This is a genomic window from Erysipelothrix tonsillarum DSM 14972, from assembly GCF_000373785.1.
GTDB lineage: Bacteria > Bacillota_I > Bacilli_A > Erysipelotrichales > Erysipelotrichaceae > Erysipelothrix > Erysipelothrix tonsillarum.
In genome coordinates, this window is the sequence record NZ_KB892377.1 from 290,549 (window position 1) to 311,253 (window position 20,705).

Annotated in this window: 22 protein-coding genes; 21 read left to right on the forward strand and 1 reads right to left on the reverse strand. The window is 33.7% G+C overall.

From position 1 onward, the window contains the following. The first annotated feature begins 31 nt into the window (after positions 1-31). The 17 genes from B096_RS0101365 to B096_RS0101445 all read left to right on the forward strand — a co-directional run bounded on the left by B096_RS0101365 (position 32) and on the right by B096_RS0101445 (position 16,822). Entirely contained in the window at positions 32-2,581 is a 2,550-nt protein-coding gene (locus B096_RS0101365; protein WP_018578987.1) for a zincin-like metallopeptidase domain-containing protein, read from the forward strand. Positions 2,582-2,615: 34 nt separating this feature from the next. Continuing rightward, the gene (locus B096_RS0101370; protein ID WP_018578988.1) at positions 2,616-2,933 is read left to right on the forward strand and encodes a hypothetical protein; all 318 of its coding nucleotides are present in this window, start codon (positions 2,616-2,618) and stop codon (positions 2,931-2,933) included. Then, positions 2,923-3,210, forward strand: coding sequence for a hypothetical protein (locus B096_RS0101375; RefSeq protein ID WP_018578989.1), 288 nt, complete (start codon positions 2,923-2,925; stop codon positions 3,208-3,210). Before B096_RS0101370 ends, B096_RS0101375 begins: the two co-directional genes overlap by 11 nt. Position 3,211: 1 nt before the next feature. Then, entirely contained in the window at positions 3,212-3,448 is a 237-nt protein-coding gene (locus B096_RS0101380; RefSeq protein ID WP_018578990.1) for a hypothetical protein, read from the forward strand. Positions 3,449-3,482: 34 nt separating this feature from the next. Beyond that, positions 3,483-5,201, forward strand: coding sequence for an SLC5/6 family protein (locus B096_RS0101385; RefSeq protein ID WP_018578991.1), 1,719 nt, complete (start codon positions 3,483-3,485; stop codon positions 5,199-5,201). Between the two features lie 34 nt (positions 5,202-5,235). Beyond that, positions 5,236-7,653, forward strand: a complete 2,418-nt coding sequence (locus B096_RS0101390; RefSeq protein WP_018578992.1) for a VirB4 family type IV secretion system protein — start codon at positions 5,236-5,238, stop codon at positions 7,651-7,653. A gap of 52 nt (positions 7,654-7,705) precedes the next feature. Continuing rightward, positions 7,706-8,899, forward strand: a complete 1,194-nt coding sequence (gene mobL / locus B096_RS0101395) for a relaxase MobL (RefSeq protein ID WP_018578993.1) — start codon at positions 7,706-7,708, stop codon at positions 8,897-8,899. Further along, positions 8,877-9,197 carry a hypothetical protein gene (locus B096_RS0101400; protein ID WP_018578994.1) on the forward strand — a complete coding sequence of 107 codons (321 nt, stop codon included), beginning with the start codon at positions 8,877-8,879 and terminating at the stop codon, positions 9,195-9,197. The genes mobL and B096_RS0101400 overlap by 23 nt, the downstream gene beginning before the upstream one ends. 30 nt (positions 9,198-9,227) lie before the next feature. Then, positions 9,228-10,781 carry a type IV secretory system conjugative DNA transfer family protein gene (locus B096_RS0101405; protein ID WP_018578995.1) on the forward strand — a complete coding sequence of 518 codons (1,554 nt, stop codon included), beginning with the start codon at positions 9,228-9,230 and terminating at the stop codon, positions 10,779-10,781. 49 nt (positions 10,782-10,830) lie between these two features. Next, positions 10,831-11,289 (forward strand): hypothetical protein, encoded by a 459-nt coding sequence (locus B096_RS0101410; protein ID WP_018578996.1) that lies wholly within the window; start codon positions 10,831-10,833, stop codon positions 11,287-11,289. Next, positions 11,286-12,173 (forward strand): M23 family metallopeptidase, encoded by an 888-nt coding sequence (locus tag B096_RS0101415; protein ID WP_018578997.1) that lies wholly within the window; start codon positions 11,286-11,288, stop codon positions 12,171-12,173. The genes B096_RS0101410 and B096_RS0101415 overlap by 4 nt, the downstream gene beginning before the upstream one ends. Before the next feature lie 81 nt (positions 12,174-12,254). Continuing rightward, complete coding sequence (locus tag B096_RS0101420) at positions 12,255-13,499, forward strand: ATP-dependent nuclease (protein ID WP_018578998.1); 1,245 nt, start codon at positions 12,255-12,257, stop codon at positions 13,497-13,499. A gap of 191 nt (positions 13,500-13,690) precedes the next feature. Next, a complete protein-coding gene (locus B096_RS09730) occupies positions 13,691-14,389 on the forward strand; it encodes a type III toxin-antitoxin system ToxN/AbiQ family toxin (RefSeq protein WP_018578999.1) in 699 nt (232 codons plus the stop codon). 409 nt (positions 14,390-14,798) lie between these two features. Next, complete coding sequence (locus tag B096_RS0101430) at positions 14,799-15,398, forward strand: hypothetical protein (protein WP_018579000.1); 600 nt, start codon at positions 14,799-14,801, stop codon at positions 15,396-15,398. Between the two features lie 329 nt (positions 15,399-15,727). Further along, positions 15,728-15,877, forward strand: a complete 150-nt coding sequence (locus B096_RS09880; protein WP_018579001.1) for a hypothetical protein — start codon at positions 15,728-15,730, stop codon at positions 15,875-15,877. Between the two features lies 1 nt (position 15,878). Beyond that, positions 15,879-16,277 carry a hypothetical protein gene (locus tag B096_RS0101440; protein ID WP_018579002.1) on the forward strand — a complete coding sequence of 133 codons (399 nt, stop codon included), beginning with the start codon at positions 15,879-15,881 and terminating at the stop codon, positions 16,275-16,277. 50 nt (positions 16,278-16,327) lie between these two features. Continuing rightward, positions 16,328-16,822 (forward strand): hypothetical protein, encoded by a 495-nt coding sequence (locus B096_RS0101445; RefSeq protein ID WP_018579003.1) that lies wholly within the window; start codon positions 16,328-16,330, stop codon positions 16,820-16,822. A gap of 287 nt (positions 16,823-17,109) precedes the next feature. On the opposite strand, the gene B096_RS0101450 is transcribed toward B096_RS0101445, so the two are convergent. Further along, on the reverse strand, positions 17,110-17,652 hold the full coding sequence (locus B096_RS0101450; RefSeq protein WP_018579004.1) for a GNAT family N-acetyltransferase: 543 nt from the start codon (positions 17,650-17,652) through the stop codon (positions 17,110-17,112). Positions 17,653-17,917: 265 nt separating this feature from the next. Here B096_RS0101450 and B096_RS09435 point away from each other — a divergent pair, with 265 nt between their 5' ends. The 4 genes from B096_RS09435 (at position 17,918) to B096_RS10270 (ending at position 20,644) form a co-directional block, all read left to right on the forward strand. Then, the gene (locus tag B096_RS09435) at positions 17,918-18,967 is read left to right on the forward strand and encodes a recombinase family protein (protein WP_018579005.1); all 1,050 of its coding nucleotides are present in this window, start codon (positions 17,918-17,920) and stop codon (positions 18,965-18,967) included. 906 nt (positions 18,968-19,873) lie between these two features. Next, a complete protein-coding gene (locus B096_RS10240) occupies positions 19,874-20,335 on the forward strand; it encodes an IS3 family transposase (RefSeq protein WP_156813085.1) in 462 nt (153 codons plus the stop codon). Then, positions 20,335-20,586 carry an integrase core domain-containing protein gene (locus B096_RS10245; protein WP_156813086.1) on the forward strand — a complete coding sequence of 84 codons (252 nt, stop codon included), beginning with the start codon at positions 20,335-20,337 and terminating at the stop codon, positions 20,584-20,586. The genes B096_RS10240 and B096_RS10245 overlap by 1 nt, the downstream gene beginning before the upstream one ends. Continuing rightward, positions 20,549-20,644, forward strand: a complete 96-nt coding sequence (locus B096_RS10270; RefSeq protein ID WP_482788915.1) for an IS3 family transposase — start codon at positions 20,549-20,551, stop codon at positions 20,642-20,644. Before B096_RS10245 ends, B096_RS10270 begins: the two co-directional genes overlap by 38 nt. Positions 20,645-20,705 lie beyond the last annotated feature (61 nt).

Here is a 20,705-nt window from a genome sequence, read left to right on the forward strand (position 1 = left end):
TTAGGGATCCTGGAAGGAGAGTTAGATACTGATGACTGAGAAGAATAAGACGACATATAATGCCCGTCAAGAGTTTGCAAAACGTGTTCAACAATCTATCCTTGATGCACTTGAAGAAGAACGTATCCCTTGGGAATCACCGGTTACTAAAAACTTTATGGTTCCCATTAATGCTATTACCAATAAGCAATACCACAATGTTAATGAAATGTTCTTAACAATGAATGCAACCTTGAACGGATATAACGATCCAAGATGGATTACCTTTAAACAAGCAAAAGAACAAAATTGGTATATAAAAAAAGGTGCTAAATCAGTACCAATCATTTTTTCAAGTATTGTTGACAGACGCACTCAAAAACCTGTTACGAAAGAAATGACGGAAAAAATGACTCAAGAAGAACTTACAGAACTTAAAGCGAATACGTATATTAAATCAAGAATGTATCATGTTTTTAATGCTGAACAAGTTTCGGGGATCCCAAAACTTGAAGCACATCAAAAGATACAACCCATCTATAAACAAGAAACAATCGAAAAAATATTGAAAGACTTATCAAAAAATTTAGATGTGAACATTAATTATCAGAATGTACCGAATGCATATTACAACTTAGTGGCAGATGATATCACAACGCCACCAATGGATCACTATTCATCGTATGAAAAATATGCATCAACATTGCTTCATGAGTTTGTTCATGCCACAGGACACGAGAAACGGCTTAACCGTACCATGGTTGGAAACATGGAGAGTAAAGAATATGCAACTGAAGAATTAGTAGCTGAACTATCAGCTACCTATTTATCGGCATACATCGGTATTGAAAAAGAACTCAGTCAGTATGAAAACCATAAAGCATATTGCCAGAGTTGGTATCAACGGATTAAGGACAATCCCGATTTATTGATCACTGCTCTTGCGCATTCTGCAAAGGCACAAAGTTACATCATTGAACAAGGCGGTATTGAATTAATACAACCAAAACCAAAACTTGAACTTAATACGGATACGCTAAAGGCCACCGTACAAATTGAAGATTATGCAGTGGATGTTTTAGGTCTTACACTGGTTCAAGAAGGGAATCATAAGTCTTTTAAAGAACATGATAGTTGTATTGTTTATCCAGATAATTCGTTCTATCGTTTCTCACGCAATGTTGGTGGAAGTATTTTAGATTTTGTGATGCATTTTGAAGAAGTCGATTTAAAGACGGCTATCGATCGAGTTAAAAAGTATTGTCTTGATAATAAGCTGGAATTACAAGATGGAACTATCCAGGGTGAGGGTAAACAACAAGTTCGTAAAAAAGCACAGCTCGAACTTCCAGAACCTTCAGACAACAATGACAAAATTATTAAGTATCTTACGGAGGAACGTGGACTGAGCCTTGCACTTGTTGAGAGTCTTATTGATTCCAAAAATTTATACCAGGATAAAAAAGCTAATTGTGTATTTGTTAGTTATGAAAATGGATTGGCTACTTATGGTATGAAACGTGGAACGTATGGAGACTTTAAAGGGGATGTTAAAGGAAGTGTAGCCTCTAATGGATTTATTTTAGATAATGATGCAACACAAACAATCTTTACAGAAGGAATCATTGATGCTCTTAGTTTGATGGAAATGCTAGAGGATCCGGATACCTATAACTACGTTAGTGTGAATGGTGTTGGTAAATGGCACGATGTGTTCACACACTATATTGAAACGTTATCGAAGTCACAGAAAGATATCGATACCTTTATTATCGCATTTGATAATGATGAAGCAGGACAAATTGCGACCGAACAAATGACTGATTATCTGGAAGTACGTTATCCATTGTACAAGGTAGAGGTTTTAACATCTGAATTAAAAGATTTTAATAAAGATCTCATGGATGATAAACGCATAGAAACACTTGAACCAACACTTGAGTCCTTTGCATTAAGAGAACCTCAAGAACCTAATCCAAAATATATGTCGTTAACAATCAACAATGCACATTGTTTAAAAACATTTATTGAAGATAACCAAACAAAAAAAATATATACATTCCCAAAAGGGAGTCAGTATAACAAATATATCTTTACTGTAAATGCAGAACAAATTATGAACATGGATGTTAATCGAAATACAGTGACACTTCAATTTAATGAAAATGAACCAATTGCTGTTACTAAAGGAAAACGAATGGAGGGTGTGTACAAAGTCCTGGACGAACAATATATCAATGCACATGAATTACTCAGTGCTTATCGACAACTTGACTATGAGCCTGAGTCAAAACAGCATGTAAGGCTTTCTAAGAACGACATAAAAGCGTTTAGAGAGGCAATAGAAAAAAACAAGGAAATTATGCGGACTCAGATAATTAAAGACACTGACATGCTATTAAATGGCGAAGGTCACTATCTTGTTGACCGGTCATTAATCGTCGATTTGCAGAAACAAGCAATGGACTTAAATAATGATGGTATTGAAAATGCTATTAAGAATATTGAAGACCAAATGCTAGAACGGAAAAACGGACTGGAAATGAACAACAAAGCGTTAAACCTAAGTAATGAAAAAGAACCGGAACTTGAAATAAGTTAACATGGCAATCATTGCCATGTAGAAAGGAGCGTTGATGTTACAAAATAATCGTCGATACGTAATCTCGCAAGCGCGAATTAAAAAAACACCGATATTTGCATGGATTTGGTATGAATTTATATTACTTGTAGTAGGGTGTATCCTGCTCGTTGTACTTATATTTTCATGTCCATTCCCAGTCTCAGTAAAGTTTTCAACTGCATCTACAGCGGTCACAATTATTTTTGCTCTATTTGCACAAGTGGACGAGTTAGGAGGCAGTCCTTTTACTGTCCTAAAAAAACTTGCTAAATATTATTTTGGTACACGTCACTATCTATATAGACCTAGAAAGGAACGATATGTCGAATGATGAGTTAATCAAAAACTATATGTTTTGGTGCATGGGAAAACGTGATGTCTTCAGTGATTTTAAATGTTTTTCCCGCACAATCAAATTTGAAAAATTTGAATTAGAAGGTGATGAAATCACCTATGAAATTGTTGAGTTTAAAGACAAAGAAACAACACTCTATGCAGTCGTCAATGACTTTGTAACACTCTATGTTACACGTGAACTTGATCTCGCAATTTCAACGTATTTAGAATTTATTACAACAATACAAAAATTAACACAGGAGGAGCATTAAAATGCCAGAATTTATGTCAAAACTATTATCACTTGTTGAAGCATCCCGAGGATGGGTTGTATCAATACTTGTACCCGTATTTATCGTATGTGGTCTCTTTTTCTCATTGATGTTTGGAGTCGCGAGTGACCAAAACAAAGGGAAATGGAAGGGAGCACTTATTTTCTTATTAGTCATTGTTATTATATCTGCAGCGATCGGATATATTATTCCTTGGTTATACTCATTCTTTGCATAGAACACAATCAAGTTAAGAAAGGAGGTACATTATTATGCTTGATTGGGTAGGACAAGCAATGGACGAACTGTGGCGCACCATTATGTGGGGCATCATGGAATTTTCTCTCGGACTACAAAGTTCATTTGTCAAAGATGTTATTATTCCTGCATCAAAATTAACATTCTTAAAATCCGATATTGTTTCATCCGGTTATGATATGTTCTCACTTGTTGCCGTAAACTTGCTAGTTGTTGTCGTTTTATTTTTATTAGTCATGGCCACAATCAAAGGAGAACTTGAAAAGAAAGTCAAACATATCATTATTGGAGCCTTGTGTAGTGTCTTACTTATTGGGGGAACAAAGCCCTTTATTCTTTGGGCTTTTGAAGGTGTGAGTGAGGCATCGATTCATGTAACATCTAATGAACAAATTTCATCGTTAGATGATGAAGTTGTACGAATTACAATCGCTGCAGCGAACCCTAAAATGAGTGAAGAGAAAACAAAGGCTTTTGTTTCAGAATTTAACCAACCTGATTTTGATTACAACCAAAAAGAAGGGAAAGACTATAAATTTACACTAAATCCATTTCCAACGATGATCATCAGCTTCATCGTTTTATTTTTATTAATCTATATTGCATTACAAATATTATTCCGTGGTTTATCCATCGGTGGTTTATTAACAATTTCACCGTTTGCTACCATTACCCTGGTTACTGATAATAACCAAGGGTGGCGATTTGTCGTAGGGCAATTTGCAAACGGATTGTTTATGACTGCCATGCAAATGTGGATCCTTATTTTCTCGATGGTATTTATAGCAGAAATGAAGAGTTCAAACTTCTTTTTACAATTACTCGTATTGATTGTAGGATTCTTATTTGTAATTCAATTCCCAACAATTGTATCCGGTATAACCGGAGGGTCACAAGGCTCACTTTTACAATCTGCACAAAGTGCTTTAATGGGTGCTAATGCGGGACGTGCTCTTATGGCGGGTGTTGTAGGTAGTGCTATGGCAACTGCTTCGGGACTAGGCAATATGTTTAAAGGTGCTTTTACCGGTAGAGGGAAAGGAACTTTGGGTAATGTTGGTAATGTAGCCAGTGCACCCTTGAGATTTGCTTCAGGTGCCATAAAAGGTGAAGGGAAAACAATTCTAGGAAATGAAGGAACGAAAGCAAACAAAATGGGCGCTAAGACGAGAAGTCAAGCATCCAATTTAATGCAGTATGGTGGACTAAAATCTTCAAGTAATAAAGAAGAGGTAGGTGATGATGGAAATAATAAAAACAATGATACTTCAAATACTAATAACTCTTCTGCACCATATGATAAACAAGAAGCGCAACGTATGACATCTCAAGACTTAAATCCGGATAAAAGAGATAGTTCAAACCCTGATGTACAACGTATGACATCAAAAGATATGAATCCAACTCATACAGAGAATCCAAAACCTCGTGAACATTATTCGGGTCAAGAATCTACTAAAGGGAGTTCGACAGGAACACGTGACGAAAGAACACAACGAAACAGTTCACGATTAAGTAACCAATACACAAAACCAACTTCAAACGATAATAAATCAACAAAATCTCCTGGTAGCAGTTCGACAACTTTACGTGCTACAGGAAGTAATAAAACACAATCAACAGGATGGCAAGGTTATCGAGACCAGGGTGTGCGAAAGACCGTTGAAAGTGAGCGCCAAAAAACAAGCGCGAATCACCGCCTTAAAGCAAGCAATAATAAACCGAAAGAGTAACATGGCAATCATTGCCATGTAGAAAGGAATAGGAATGTTAAAAAAGTTTAAACCAACGAATAAAGTTATGAATTTTAAAGTTGATGACAATCTTAATTTGATAAATAGTCAAAAAAGACTTGTTAAGTTACTTCGTGTCCATTCCGTAAATTTTGATAATTTGCGGGATAACGACCAACAAAAATATGTCGATTCATTTTCGTACATTTTGCAACAGTATCCAATTGATGATCTTCAAATATTTAAAGAAGATAAAAAATCAAATTTAGCAGACTATATGGAACAGTTTGAAATTGAGTTAAGTCGATTGGATATCAAGGATCCTAAACAGTTTGTACGATTTAAAATCTTGGAGGAGGAACGATTATTACTTCAACAACGCATCATCAATGGCGAGATTAAAGAACGTCACTTTTATATCATTGTGACGGCCAAAAACGAAGAAGAATTTGAGGCTACTCATGCGAGCCTCAAACGCTTGTTTGTGGATGAAAAAATGGATTTCGATTTAGTAGGGAAATTTGAGACACTCATTGTTCTATTCAACTACTTAAATCCAATGACATCACAATTCACATCATTACCAAAACTAGATATCAACCAAGACCATACAATTACGAATTACCTGGATATGGGTTCGTTTAGTCTTGCTGATGATGGTATCTTAAATCAATATATCGTTTCGGATGGATTGTTTCAAAAAATGTTTTACATCCATGCAACACCTGAAGAACCACCTGTAGGATGGCTTGCAACATTCATGGGGATAACGGAACTTGACTACTCAATTCATTTAAATAAAGTGGATTATGATGTGTCTCGCAAGATGTTTAACAAAACAAAATCTGCCTTAAATCAAGATATGGATAATTCACGATTAAAGGATGATGATAAGAAAAAACTAGAACAACAATACCGTGCTGTTGATAATCAACAAGATCAATTATTGTATGGACTTCAAATGTATTCAGTTGTCATTACCTTTAGAATTAAAGCAAATTCACTCGAATTACTTAAGGAACAAGAATCACGACTTATTAAGACTGTGGGTAAAGCCAGTTTCATGGTCAAACAAGGATTTGGAGAACAAAACGTTCTGTTTGAAACGTGTGCACCTATTGGTGTTAATCATTTCAATAAGACTGCTTATTCAAAAATAATTAGTTCCGATGAATTAGGATGGGGTTTTCCATTCATTAATGAAACACTGGTAGACCAAAACATGCCGATTGAAATTGGTAAGAGTTTTTCGGGTGAAGCCATTCTTTTAGATACACGGCTTAAAACAGTCTCACGTGTAAACTCAAACGAGTTTATAACGGGGGTATCCGGATCGGGTAAAACAACCTTAATTATGAACTTAATCAAGTCACGATTTGGAAGACACGAAAGACAATTCATCATCGATGTCGTAGGAAAAGAACTTGTAAATCTTACGAAAGATCTTGGTGGAGAAGTCCTGGATATGTCGAGTAATACAAGTGGTATGATTAACCCACTTCAAGTACGTATTGATTATGAAATCAAAAGCGAAGAACACGAAGAGAACGATATCGATTTAGATAATATCTATCCACTAGGATTACATCTTCTTTTCTTGAGAACATTCTTTAATCTACAGCTCGGTCAAGAAATGGATGATAAGAGTTTATATATACGTGTCATTGATACTTTGCTACTTGAGTTTTATGAAACAAGAGGGATCACAATTCACTCTACAGCACGTGATATCTTGGCCATGAAAAATGAAGACTTCCCAACCTTTTCGGAATTTTATACCTATGTTGAAATCATGAAGAAAAAATCGCTTACGGTTGATGGATTAATTCCTGCAGAGATGCTTGCGAAGACACTTGTCTTTATTCATAGTCTTGGACGTGGTGCAGAAAGTACAATCTTCTCGGGAACAACAAACATCGATCTCGATGATTCCTTACTCATGAATTTTGATATTTCACGCTTACAAGGAAAAGACAGTAACATCCTATCTGCACAATACTATAATATTATTAGTTTCACGTGGGGATATGTTATGACTCACAAGTATCCTAATTTTAAACGAATCTATGCGGATGAAGTGCATGCATTATTAAATCGAGATACACCCTATATATCGCAATGGATGCGAAAACTATCCAAGGAAAATCGTAAATTTGATTGTGGTTTAACTGCAGCGTCCCAAGAATACGCGGATGTATCACGTGGTGACTCAAGTGATGAAGGGATTTCGCTTGTTGCTAACAGCGCATATAAATTCTTCTTTATGGCTGATAATACAACTCGAAATATTTTAGCTAAAGAAAATATGTTAGATTCAGCGAACTTGGATTGGCTTGAATTTGAAGTTAAACAGGGTGAGTTTTTAATGGAATATGGAAAAGCAATTATGAAAGTAGATGGGAAAATGGAACAAGATGATCCACGATTTATTTACTTTGAGAATTTACGTTGATACAACATGGCAATGATTGCCATGTTGTTTTATTTAGAAAAGAGGTGTTGACATGGGAATGATGTTTTTAAATATACGAAGAGTTGATGTAGGAAGTAAAAACTATGCAAACATCGTAAATTATTATGGCCGTGATGAAGCGGTCGAAGTTAAAGAAGAAGATGCTATAGCGATTGATGATGTCCTGGAGAACCCAGAAGCGATTATAAATTACTATGGTCGATTTGAGGAGGATGATGGATACCCTGGGTTTGATTTTCAAGGTGGTAAAACAAATGAACAAGCACTCTATGAACTTGAGACGTTGCAACCCAAAGAAATCTATCAATCCGTTATTTCATTTAAGTCTGAGGATGCCACAAAATTAGGACTTGTAACAAAGCAAGACTTCATGATCTTGGCAAATAGTTATATTTTAAGTTGCGCGAAACAGTTAGACATAAAGCGTGAAAATCTTGTATGGAGTGGATACGTTCATTCCAATACGGAAAATCCACACATGCATATTTATTTCTTTGATAAGTCACGTATTGAACAGCCCTTATTTAAGAAACGCGAAATTTTAAAAGTCAGAAGTTCCTTAGCGAATACAATTATTAATCAAGTTGATTCTTATAAAGAAAAGGATCAAAACTATAAACGCGTAATTGAAGAGGCAAAAATGATGTTTTCAGATAAGAAAATTGATGATTTAATCGGTAGTAGAACAGTTCTTGGTCACCATAAGTTAATATCCTTAAGTGACGGAGATAAAGCCCTACTGAGAGCGTTTAAGGATTTATCCTTATCAATTCCCCTTGACGGAAGAAAAAGCGCTCTATCTTTAGAAAAATGGCATCCAGATGTATATAAACAATTAGAAGGCACACGAGAAATGATGGTTGAAGAGTTGAAATCAATGTCTATTTATAAAAATAGTTTAAATGAAATAACTGAAGCATTTGTGAGTGTTTATGGTAGTGAGTCAAAAGGCAAAGAATACTACAACAACCAGATGGATAAAATTAATCGAAGACTTGATAATGAGATTGTTAAATTTGTGACCGAACATCGTAATGAACTATTGCATCCGGATTTTGATTTTAATGATGTTCCCCTTAACTTTGCGGGTTCATTCAATAAACTTCAGTCAAGTGTCAACAAACAATTCATGCTTGGAATACAAGGCTTCTTATTTGCTATGAAACCACGTAAAGAGAAAGAGAAAGAAAGAGAGCGCGAATATGAAGAAGAAATCGACTACTAAAGAATTGATTGTCATGATCGTGGTTGCGTTTATATCAATTAATTTTTTGGTTCTATACATATCGGATTTAATAAACAAAATTCCTTTAAGAATTATTCATTATTTAAACCCTATAGCATGGTTATCCTTTTACCAAGATAAACCACAAATTTTACTTCTTTTGGCACTCGCGATAGCCGTCATATTCTTATTGTCGTGGAATAATTCAAAAGATTTTATTACAGAACATGAAGATGTTGCACGTATGGCCACGGATGAAGAAATTGATGAAGCGTTTGGAAGAATGAAAATAAAATAGTATTAAATGCAAAGGGAAAAAGGAGGGTTTATGAAAAGAAAAAAGAATTTTATACCAGAGTATGGAGGAGGGATCCCTGTAGGGTATAACGAAAAGAAAGATGAATACTTATATGAACGACTTGATTATCATTCTGGTGTTGATGGAGCAACAGGGATTGGTAAGACAACGCGTATCTTTATTCCTGCAGTTTACATAATGGGGCAACATAAAGAGAACATGATTATTTCGGATAATAAACGTGAAATCTATTCAACAACCAAGAAGTATCTTGAAAAGCAAGGCTATGATGTGCGTATTGTAGATTATCGTAATCCAGAATACGGTGATCGTGTCAATTTACTTCAAGAAGTCATTAATCATGTTGATGAAGGTGATTTGGATTCAGCGCAAATGGAGGCAATCGATTTAGCTGCATCCTTAATCCCACGTTCAGAAAACGAAACACCGATGTGGGGTGACGGTTCCGAAAGTGCAATTGCTTCAGTCATTCTAGCAATTTGTTTAAGAAAAGATTTTCCAATCACAACGAAATCGATAAGCAATGTTTTTAATAACATTATTCAGCTAGGAAAATCTGAACAAGACGGGTCAATACTTGATCGTTACTTCAATTCACCAAAGCGAACACAAATTGAAAAGATTGCCTTTGGGAACTATGGCATGTCATCGTCAAAAGTACGGATGTCATTCAATACAATGGCAACGTCATCCATTCGAGAATATAGTTATGAAAAAGTTAAAAAACAAACGTCATATAGTGATTTTAATCTGAGAGATTACACCAAAACCGACAGTAAGCCTTTTGCTTTATTCATTGTTTCCCCCGATGAAAAAGACAGTATGAATCGTATGGCACCAGGTCTTGTTGAATATTGTTATCGTGTATTGGTTGATGAATCCAATCGATGTGATAAAAGTAAACTTCCAACGCGATGGCATTTCTTATTGGATGAATTTACGAATAATGGTAAGTTCAAGAATTTCGTGCAACGTCTAACCTTGTCACGTGGACGTAATATTTTTTATCATCTAGGTTACCAAGGAACACCTCAAATTCAGTCTTTGTATGGCGAAAAAGATACTCAATCAATTCTTGATAACTTAGGGATCCGTATTTGGACGGAATTTGCAGACCAAACAGAAATTAAAGATTTCCAAGAAAAGACAGGACACTTAGCCGTAGTATCTTCAACTCAAACAGAAAACTCGAGAGGCTTATTTGATATTTCTTTAAATAAAAATAGCTATCAATATAATTCCTCAAGAGTCCCAATTTTTAAAAATGAATACTTGACGACATTAGGGATTCCCGATGCAGTCGCTAAACGAAGAAGTATGTATGCATTTAAAACAATTTTACCCGTGTGGATGGATACGGGACTTGTGAATGTTTTTGAGAAGACAAACAATAACGAAATCTATCCACGTATTGAGGATGACATAACTGAGTATTGGAAGTTATTACCTGATCCAATGGCTAATTTATATAAACCTCAACCAGACATCGACCTTGAGCCTATTGATTTTTACGATAACGAGTCTGAAAATAATGTAGACCTACCAGATAACGAAAACTATTAACATGGCAATCATTGCCATGTATCTTGAATTAATATCGAAAGGAGTAATTATGGAAATATTAAATTTTTTAAATGACAGTGATAGATATCAAATGGGACTTATAGCTAGTCATGTTAGCGATCTCATTCACGCACCATCATTCGTAGATTTTATTATTCTTGATAATGATGCAACATTGAGTGATGCTCACACCTGGTACTACGTTGATTTAATTACTGCAGTAAATCCGGAAGTGGAAGTTGCTGTTATGATTAGTGATTTTGAACACCGCGATAAATTAATGACGTTACTTACTAAAAAAGATATTGATGTTATTACAATCAATAATGAGTATGTTGAAGATTATCAACCAACGATAATCCCCAAGTGGCGGATCATAAAGAAACGGAAACTGGCTAAAAAGAACCAGGAAAAATTTTACGCGTTACGTACAATGACAGAAATCCCAACAAAACAAGGATTAATTAGTAAATGGAAAGCCAAAAAGAATGAGAGTGACTTCGAATGAAAAAGTCACTTGGAGTCAGTTTAAGTGCAGTCATTCTCTCATTGGCCATTCCTGTATTATTTTTAATGATGATGTCTTCAGCACTATCTCAAACAACAACTGGAATCATGGCCGATTCACAAGGCGATAGACAGTCATTCTTCGATTTATATTACCGAGAACCCATTATGAACACTCAGAAAGAAAAAAATGTGCTGGTGCCGTTTGGATGGCTTTATGGCGCAATGTGGTATAACAACCCTAACGAAATATCTCAAGGAAAAGTAAATGAGATGATTAAATATGCTTATGTATGTGATAAGGAATGTAAACTTGTTTCCCTTGATGAATTTGTAACGGCCGTTAAACCACATTTGTCGGATAAAGAAGTCACTATAGATGAATTGAAGAAAAACATCCAATTGTTTGAAGATTCTGACCAAATATACTTTGGTGATATTCCATCTAAAATGAGTGATTACAAAGGGCTCGAAATGGCATTACCTTTGCCCAGTAATTCATACCAAATCACTGCACGTTTTGGAATGTATGATCCTTGGGGAACTGGAGATTGGCATATGCACAACGCAATTGATTTAGCACCCAATGATGGACAAGAAGGTCATCCTTTATATAGTATGATTGAAGGAACAATATCTGGAAAAGGATATGATGCGAATGGGTGGGGAAATTACATCGTAGTACAAAGTAAAAAGTATCCAGAATTTAGCATTCGATTTGCACATATGCAAAAACCAAGTTCACTAGTTATTGGAGAATCAGTTAAAATCAAACAAAGTATTGGTTTACTGGGTAATACCGGAGACAGTGCTGGAGCACATGTTCATGTGGAGTTTATAGAAAATGGAAAGAGATTTAATCCAGAATTGGTTTTTGGTTTTTGATTATTTTTATCTTAATATTGTATAGTTGATATTAAAATGCGTTTAAGTATAATAAGGGTATAACCATGGGGAGGTAATGTAGTGGGGAAAATAGAAGTCTATATCGGTCCAAATGGATTCGGGAAAACAACTAAACTCAATACACTGATTGATGATTTAATAAATAACGGGATATCGGAACGCGAAATTTTTTATATGCCTGCTGAGATTTACTTAGATGATGAAATTAAAGAAACAGATACCAGCACTACACGGTCTAAGACAATGGAGTTTCTACTAACTGATATTTTAGATACTGATAAGATTAACGCAGAATTTGAGAAAACAAAAAAAATGTATGAACAAGAAATTGAAAAGAATAGTAATCGGGTAAATGGAGCTTTTGACGAAGTTGCAAAACTTAATGGTAATGAGATAACCAGTGATATTATTGAGATAAATAAAAAAATATCAGTAACTAAGCCTATCCAAATTAATTCTAAAGAGTTTAAAGCAAAAATCGGTTCGGGTCAAAAATACTATTTCTTTCTACAACTTTTAAAAGAGAGTAATAAGAAGTACATATTTATTGATGAACCAGAACAATATTCGCACCCAACACTTTTAAACAAAATTGCGAAAGTTATTAACTCATTAGTAGAATCTGGTAAAAGTGTATATATAGCGAGTCATTCACCAAGATTGTTGTCGATGTTAAACTTAGAAATTTCTGATATTAAGATTATCAATGATCATACACATAAAGCTAAAACAATTAGTATTTCTAATAATATTGAGAAACTAGATAAAACGTTTGAAAAAGTTAAAGGAAGTTGGCCAGAAGTTCATAGAAATTATTATGAAGAAATACATTTGAGAAAATATATTAAAGAATACTACTATAAGGATTTTTTAGAAGCACTCTTTACAAAAAATGTAATACTATGTGAAGGTAATTCAGATAAAGTTTTTATTAATAAAGTTCTTTCTAAAGCAGACAAATTGTTTGAAGATTATCATATCTTTATGACAAATGGCAAGTTCAATATGCCTATATTTGTAGAGATATTCCTTGCATTGGAGATAAATACCTATCTGTTCTATGATGATGATACAAATCTTATAAAAAATGATAAAGAAAAATTAGAGAGCAAATTTTATATGCAGGGACATGACTTACTCAATGACTATTTTAAAGATAGATTAGGCTGTAAGTGCTACGGATTTGAAGGGTGTTTAGAGAAAGAATTAGTTAAAAAAAATATGGAAAAAACCGTGTCAAATAAATTACTTGAATTTTTAGATAACTGGGAATTCGAGACTAAATATGATATTTTTAATTTTTAATATGATATAATAGTAATGGTTATCAGCGACCAAGGGGAAGTTCCAAATGCTGACAATTGTAAAGAGGTTGAAACCTCAATAAAAAATTAGAGTGCCCCTCATTAATCTGTGAGGGGTTTTTATTTTATTAGACACGTAAATCGTGTCTTTTTTATTACATGGCAATGATTGCCATGTGGAAAGGAGCCGTAATGTGGGTACAAATAAATGAGGAGTATTTAAATTACTTAAGAGAATATGGGGATACACGAGTTCCGAATCAAGACTATGGCGAGCATAAATTCAAACCCTTTTTTCCTGTATTTGAATTAAAAAATACAGGAATTGTTTATGTAGCAAACGTTGGGCATTATAAAGCAACAGAAAGGATGATGGAAGACACGATAGATTTTAAGAAGATACCAGGAAGTCATAATAACTATATCGGTGTTGTTCATTTAAACATGATGTTTCCGGTACCTAAAGATCAAATTAAAAAATATGATTATAAGATGATTGAGGAGAAAATGTCCTGGGGATCTAGTTTTGATTTTAAGAGGCATCTTCCAAGATTTCAACAATATGAAAAACGGGTAAAAGAAAAAGACATCGCCTTATCCGCTATGACAATTTACGAAATAAAAAATAAAAAATTAGATCCATACACGTCAAGACGAACCTTGCCGTTTTTAAATTTAGAGGCAAAACTCGTTGAGTATCAAATTAATAAATACATCAAAAACGAGCTATTACAATCTGAAAAAATTGAGGTTGAACGAGAAGGAAATGACTTTCTGATAAATCATAAAAACAATGTATTTAAAGTAACCTATAACGAAATTAAGGATGTAGAGAAGTTGTATGAATATGTATCGTTAGGCAAAGCGCCCGATTTAGATATAGAGTTGTAATTGTTTGTTTGAAGTCGCAAAGCGACCTAGTTTTTTGCACGCGGGGTGCGTGCATTCTTTGGGAAAGACTCTTCTGCAATTAAGGCAAATATCTATTTGTTGTAAGGCAGTAGAGCCTTTCTTAAAATCGCGCTTGCTAACGCAAGCGAAAAATACCAAATTGGAGTTTTACACCCTTTAGGGTGTCCAATTTAGTATTAGCAGGATAAGGGGCGTAACTTATGGTGTCCCATAAGTTACTTGTAGCAAATCGCCAGTGGCGATTTCGAGGGGCAGTTTTGGTAACATTGTGCGACATTTTGACATAAAACAATAATAAAAAGTGCGACATATGGACTTTTGCGACTTTTTATATGTTATTGTCGCAGTATTTTGTAATTATAATCGCGACTTTGCGACAGGAGGAAATATGAACGAATTAAGAGAAAAATTAATAAATAGAATGGAAAAAGAAAAATTGAACGTTTCTGAAGTATCTAATATTACTGGATTAAATAGAAAAACACTACAACGATTTTTATACACAAGTACAAACATTTCTAAATCAACTTCAGCTACACTCTCTGGATTTGTTGATTATCCAGGTAAATATAAAGAGGTTGAGGAAATGATTAATGTAGGTCAAGTTAGGATTCCAAAAGCACATTATGAATATCTAAAACGTCATGCTGAAGAAGATGGAGTCTCTGTGATCGAGGTGTTAAGAAGAGTAGTAGAAAATGTTGTCGAGAATGACTATTTATGGAAATCATTTGATGAACATTTAAATATTACTGAACGAGCTTTAAAAACGACAATGAGTAAAACGATGATTCCTTTTATTAGACAACAAGATAAAGAAATTGCATTTATTGGAAATTATGTAATGTACCTGGAGGAACTCATATTCCGACTATGTTCTAAAGACCACAGTGATAAAGAATTTAGAAAAAGTATGAAGGTGATTAAAGATAGCATGTTTGAGATTGGTGACAACAAGCGATATAAAAGAACGAAGAAAGTGGACTAGCCGATTGGCTGGTTTACTTTTTTTATTTTGTAAAAGATGACTCGAGCCCTTGGTTCCCGTACTCTAACATACGTTCCAAGAAAATCAAAATTCGCAAATTTTTTATGAGTAATGCGCTCATAAAAATTTTACTCTCGAGCAATGCTGCGCGCGTCAGATTATTTTTAAGGTTCATTCACTGCGTTCATACTCCACCCGCACTCGTGCGAATTCCGTCCTTAAAAATAATCTTCCTTTTCCGCTTGCATTGTTTTGATTTTCTTTCCACGTCTGTTTTCATTTAGTCACCAAGGGCAAAGATAAAAACTTGGTAGAAAGGAGTATGTATCATGAGCAACGCTAATTGTATGAATAATGATGAAGTAAGTGAACCAATGATTGAAATACCACTTGGTTTATTTCTAGCACTTGTGAATGGTAATGTAGAAGTAAAAGTAACTGAAATCGCGATATGCGGAGAAAAGGAAAAGGTAAACTAATATGAACTATTTTATTGCAAAAGAAATTGAAACAGGATATGAAGGACTTTATGAATACAGTGGAAAAATCAACAAGAAAGATTATGTTGTTATTCCTAATTGTAGTGATGAACCGGTTACTGCAATTGTAGTTAAAACAGTTAGTCGTTATAATGCATTGACATCTAATGAAACACCACAAGCAATTATTGATACGATTGATGTTAAAGGGTGGCAACTTCGTAGAGAAAAAGAACTTGATAATGTGATTTTACTTGAAAAAATGCAAGGTAAAATTAGTCAAATTAAACTCTTGGAACAACTTGAAAAATATGCTTCAAGAGATACTGAAATGGCAGAGTTCTTAAATGAGTTTAAAAAAGAAACAACCGAACCGATTAATGATAATACTGATTACTAGAAGTAAGTGCGTGTGAACCACGCACTACTTCATTTTTAAAAGGAGATAATATGCCTAATATATGTGAATTTGAGATGCTAATTAAAGGGTCTGCAGATAATTTAAAGAAAGCGAATGAAATTATCAATGCAGACTATGAATATGATGAAAATGGTTTAAAAAGTTGTAATGCAGATTTTCATGTTTGTAGAACGTGGCCATGTACTGACCTTGAAAATGAATTAGATTTTGAAAGTGGAAGTATCAAAATATATGGGGATTGTGCTTGGAGTGTATCAACGTGTATGTTTGAACAAGGTTACTATAAGGATTTAAAAGACCGTTCAAATTCAAGGGTAACCACAATTCCGATAATGTGTGAAATGTATGATTTAGACTTTGAAATTTACAGCAAAGAATACGGAATGTGTTTTCAAGAACACTATATCGTTCGCAAGGGGGAAATTGAACTTGATGAATGTGTAGAATTTTCCACTGAATATATCGAAGGAACTGATGAATATATTTCAGTCGGTGGGTTTAAAGAATGGCCATTTTCGATATAAATTAAGGTGGCTACTATGCCACCTAGTTTTGCCGGCTCGCACCCAAAGCATAGGATTAAAATTTTAACGCAGGATATTTAATATCAGATCGCTACGCTTTCGTCGGCACGTTGTGCACGACTCACTAATATAAAATATCCGCTAATTTTAATCCTATACTTTGGACGCTCGATATAAGTGTGGAGAGCATACAAAAAGAGGATTATAAGTCATACTTAAGAATCCTCTTTCTGATTCAAATAATCTAGGTTTTTTTTGTTATATTCATGGAGCAATTTATTCAACTGTTATTTTCGTGTCTTAACACTTTTATATAAAACATGACTTTTCAATTTGGAATCATCAGCAACTTTAGGATGATCAAAAACACCAATATAATTCATACCTATTCTTTTCATGACATTTTCTGAGGGGGTATTGATTGCCGCGGTGAAACTATAAATAACCGGTATATTTAGTGTTTTATGGCCATATTTAAGAGTTGCTTCCGCTCCTTCAACTGCATATCCATTGTGCCAGTATTTCTTTAACATTCGCCACCCAATTTCAACCTCTCCTAATAATTTAGTTCCAAAATTGATTTTTACTAAACCAATGATTCCGATAAATTCACCCGAATCTTTTAATTCTACGATATATTTAGAATAATCGAATTCTTGTCTGTGTTTTATTGCGTTTAAGGCATATTCTTTAGATTCAGCTTCGGTCAAAGGTGCAGGAAAGTACTTCATAACATCCGGATCCCTGTTCATCTCATAGATATCCTTGATATCATCCTTTACAAGATCTCTAAAGCCTAGTCTTTTTGATTCGAAAATATAATTGTTCATAATACTACTCCTTTTAAATAAAATTTATTATACAATAAAAAGATTCTGTTAAGGTGATAAACAGATTAGAAAAGCAATGATTTAAATATATATATATATATATATATATATATATATATCAAAAAAAATATTCGTTCTTTCTTCATTGATCCCCATACTTTAATAATATTATATTATTACTAACTATCCTGAGGTATCATTTTTTATAGATTAAATTTTTAATGAGTAATGTGAATTGTTATAATAACTACTAGAGGAGAACTGTATGGAAAGAAAAATTGCTATTTATTGTAGAGTCTCTACAGATGATCAAGCAGAAAACGGCTACAATCTACGGGAACAAGAGAAGCGAATTGAACAATACATTAAAGCATACGATAATGAGTTTACTGAAGAAGTTATAAAATACATTGATGACGGATATTCAGCAAAAGACTTAAAGAGAAGGGAAATGATATTATTACTAGATGATATTAAAGACGGCCTAATATCAAAAATTGTAATTCATAACTTGGATCGACTGACGAGGAGTATGAAAGATTTAATTTATTTAATAGAGTTGTTTGAAGAATACGACGTCCAATTATTCAGTTTAAAAGAAAAAATTGATACAAAGACGGCCATTGGGCGCTTCTTTGTATCAATGATAATTCTAATTGCACAATGGGAACGAGAAGCAATTTCGGAAAGGACTATCAGGGCCTTAGATCAATCAGCATATGAAGGGAATTACGTTCATGGAAGAACACCATTTGGTTATAATACCGTCAATAAAAAATTGGTAATCAACGAATTGGAAGCTCCTATTGTTAAACAAATTTTTCATATGTATCTATTTAATGAAGACAATGTTAATAAGATTCTGCATTATCACGGTTCCAATCATCGGGACTTAGGTTTTATTTGGACTTATGATAGAATTAGAAATATATTAACAAACGAAATTTACACAGGAACATATAGAAATAAGCGAATCGTCATCGATAATCATTCACCTCAAATAATTGAACGAGAACAATTCGATATGGTACAGGAAATGATGCAAAGTAAGAATAAAAAAGATAATCATCTTTACCTGTTTAAATCATTGTGTTTCGATAGTGGAACCAAAAGAATATTAAATCACAGAAGTGTTGTTAAACCTTTGAAGATATATTTGTACTATGAAAACGAAAAACAACAACGCATTAATGAGAACGATATTGAAAAACAAATTAGAACAGATATTAATAAGTATATTAACAATACAATTAAAAAATCATTTTCAGTCAAAATTAACACTTTGAAAAAAAAGATTATGCTCTGGCTGAGTTAGATAGATATTTTGATATTGGATTTATTAATGAACAATATTATATGGAAGAAAAAAGCAAATTATTGTCAAATATTAAATTTAAAGAAAATTCGTTGGATATAATCGCACATGATACAGAGTATTGGAGTTCGATGAATGTAAATCAACAACGTAAGTTTTTGATAATGAATGTATCCAAAATAGAAATTGATCTAAGTGAAAAAAAAGTAATCAGTATTATATTTAAGTCTATCAAATAACTGGTCCATAGATAATTTTCAACCTCACATACATTATTATAATCAATTATTTATTAATATTTCACCGTTTTATAACTTGAAAAATTACTAGGGTTAGTCTTGTAATGCTATAGTTAATTTGTAACACGTGTATATAATCTAGTACAATGGAAGAAACAATGGGATATTCAGTTCAACACTTAATATACTAATTTTAAAAGTAACCCTACTCTCTCTCTATATATATGTAGAGTAGAATGTGTAATATGATGCTAGTATAAATAACGGATAGTCTAAACATAGAAAAATCAGTTAAAATAGGAGTAACAGAAGGAAAACTCTATGCGAAAACAATATGATAAAGAATTTAAAGAACAGGCATTGCAGTATAAGAAGGATAACCCGAATCTCAGCGTTAGAGCTGTTTGTGATAACCTAGGATAAGTCAACCAACATTTTACAAATGGCAACAAGAAGCCAAAACCAATGGTGGTGTAGTCAACCATCGTGGCTCTGGTAATTACGCAAGTGATGAAGAAAAGGAAATCGCTCGCTTAAGGCGTGAGTTAAAAGCGAAAGACGATGCACTTAAGATATTAAAAAAGGCGATCGGCATTCTGGGAGAAGAAGAACCGAAGTAATCTATCAATGTGTTTATGAAGAAAGGAACTCATTGTCGGTTTCGTGAGTGCTATCTGAATTAAATGTATCAAAGTCGGGATATTATGACTGGTTACAACGAAAGCCATCGAATCAAAGTAAGAGAAAAGAATTTGTCTGTACTAAAATAGAAGAGATTCATAAAGAGTCATATCAGATTTATGGAGCTCCGATAATCTCCAACGTTTTGAAGAATAAAGGAATTTATGTATCGCAAAAAATAATATCTAACTATATGAAACAACTTGATATTCGTGCACATTATCGAAAGAAATATACAATTACGACAATTTCCAAAGGCTTTCATACAAAGTTAAAGAATGTACTGAACCGAGACTTTATTCCTAGTCAACCGAATCAAGCTTGGTGTACAGATATTACATACATTTGGACGGAACAAGTATTTGTTTACTTAACAAGTATTATGGATTTATACTCTAGAAGAATTATAGTTTGGGATATCAGCGATTCATTAAACATTGGTCAGTGATGAAATGTGTACGAATCGCTAAATCAAGAAGACCACATGACAAAGCTCTGATAATACATAGTGATCGAAGGGTACAATACACTTCTACGGAATATACAGAGGAATTAAAAGAAATACGACTTAGTTACAGCCACAAAGGCAATTCGTGGGATAACGCTTGTATAGAGTCCTTCCACTCACTGATTAAACGTGAGTGGATTAACAAGATATCAAATAAGGGATATACAAGAAGCAAAGCAAATAGTATTTGAGTATATAGAGTCATTTTACAACACAACTAGAATTCATGGTTCGTGTAATTATATGTAACCAAGACAGTATGAACTACAGCAACATATCAGACTCTAAGTTTAAGTTGTCCGTTTTCTTG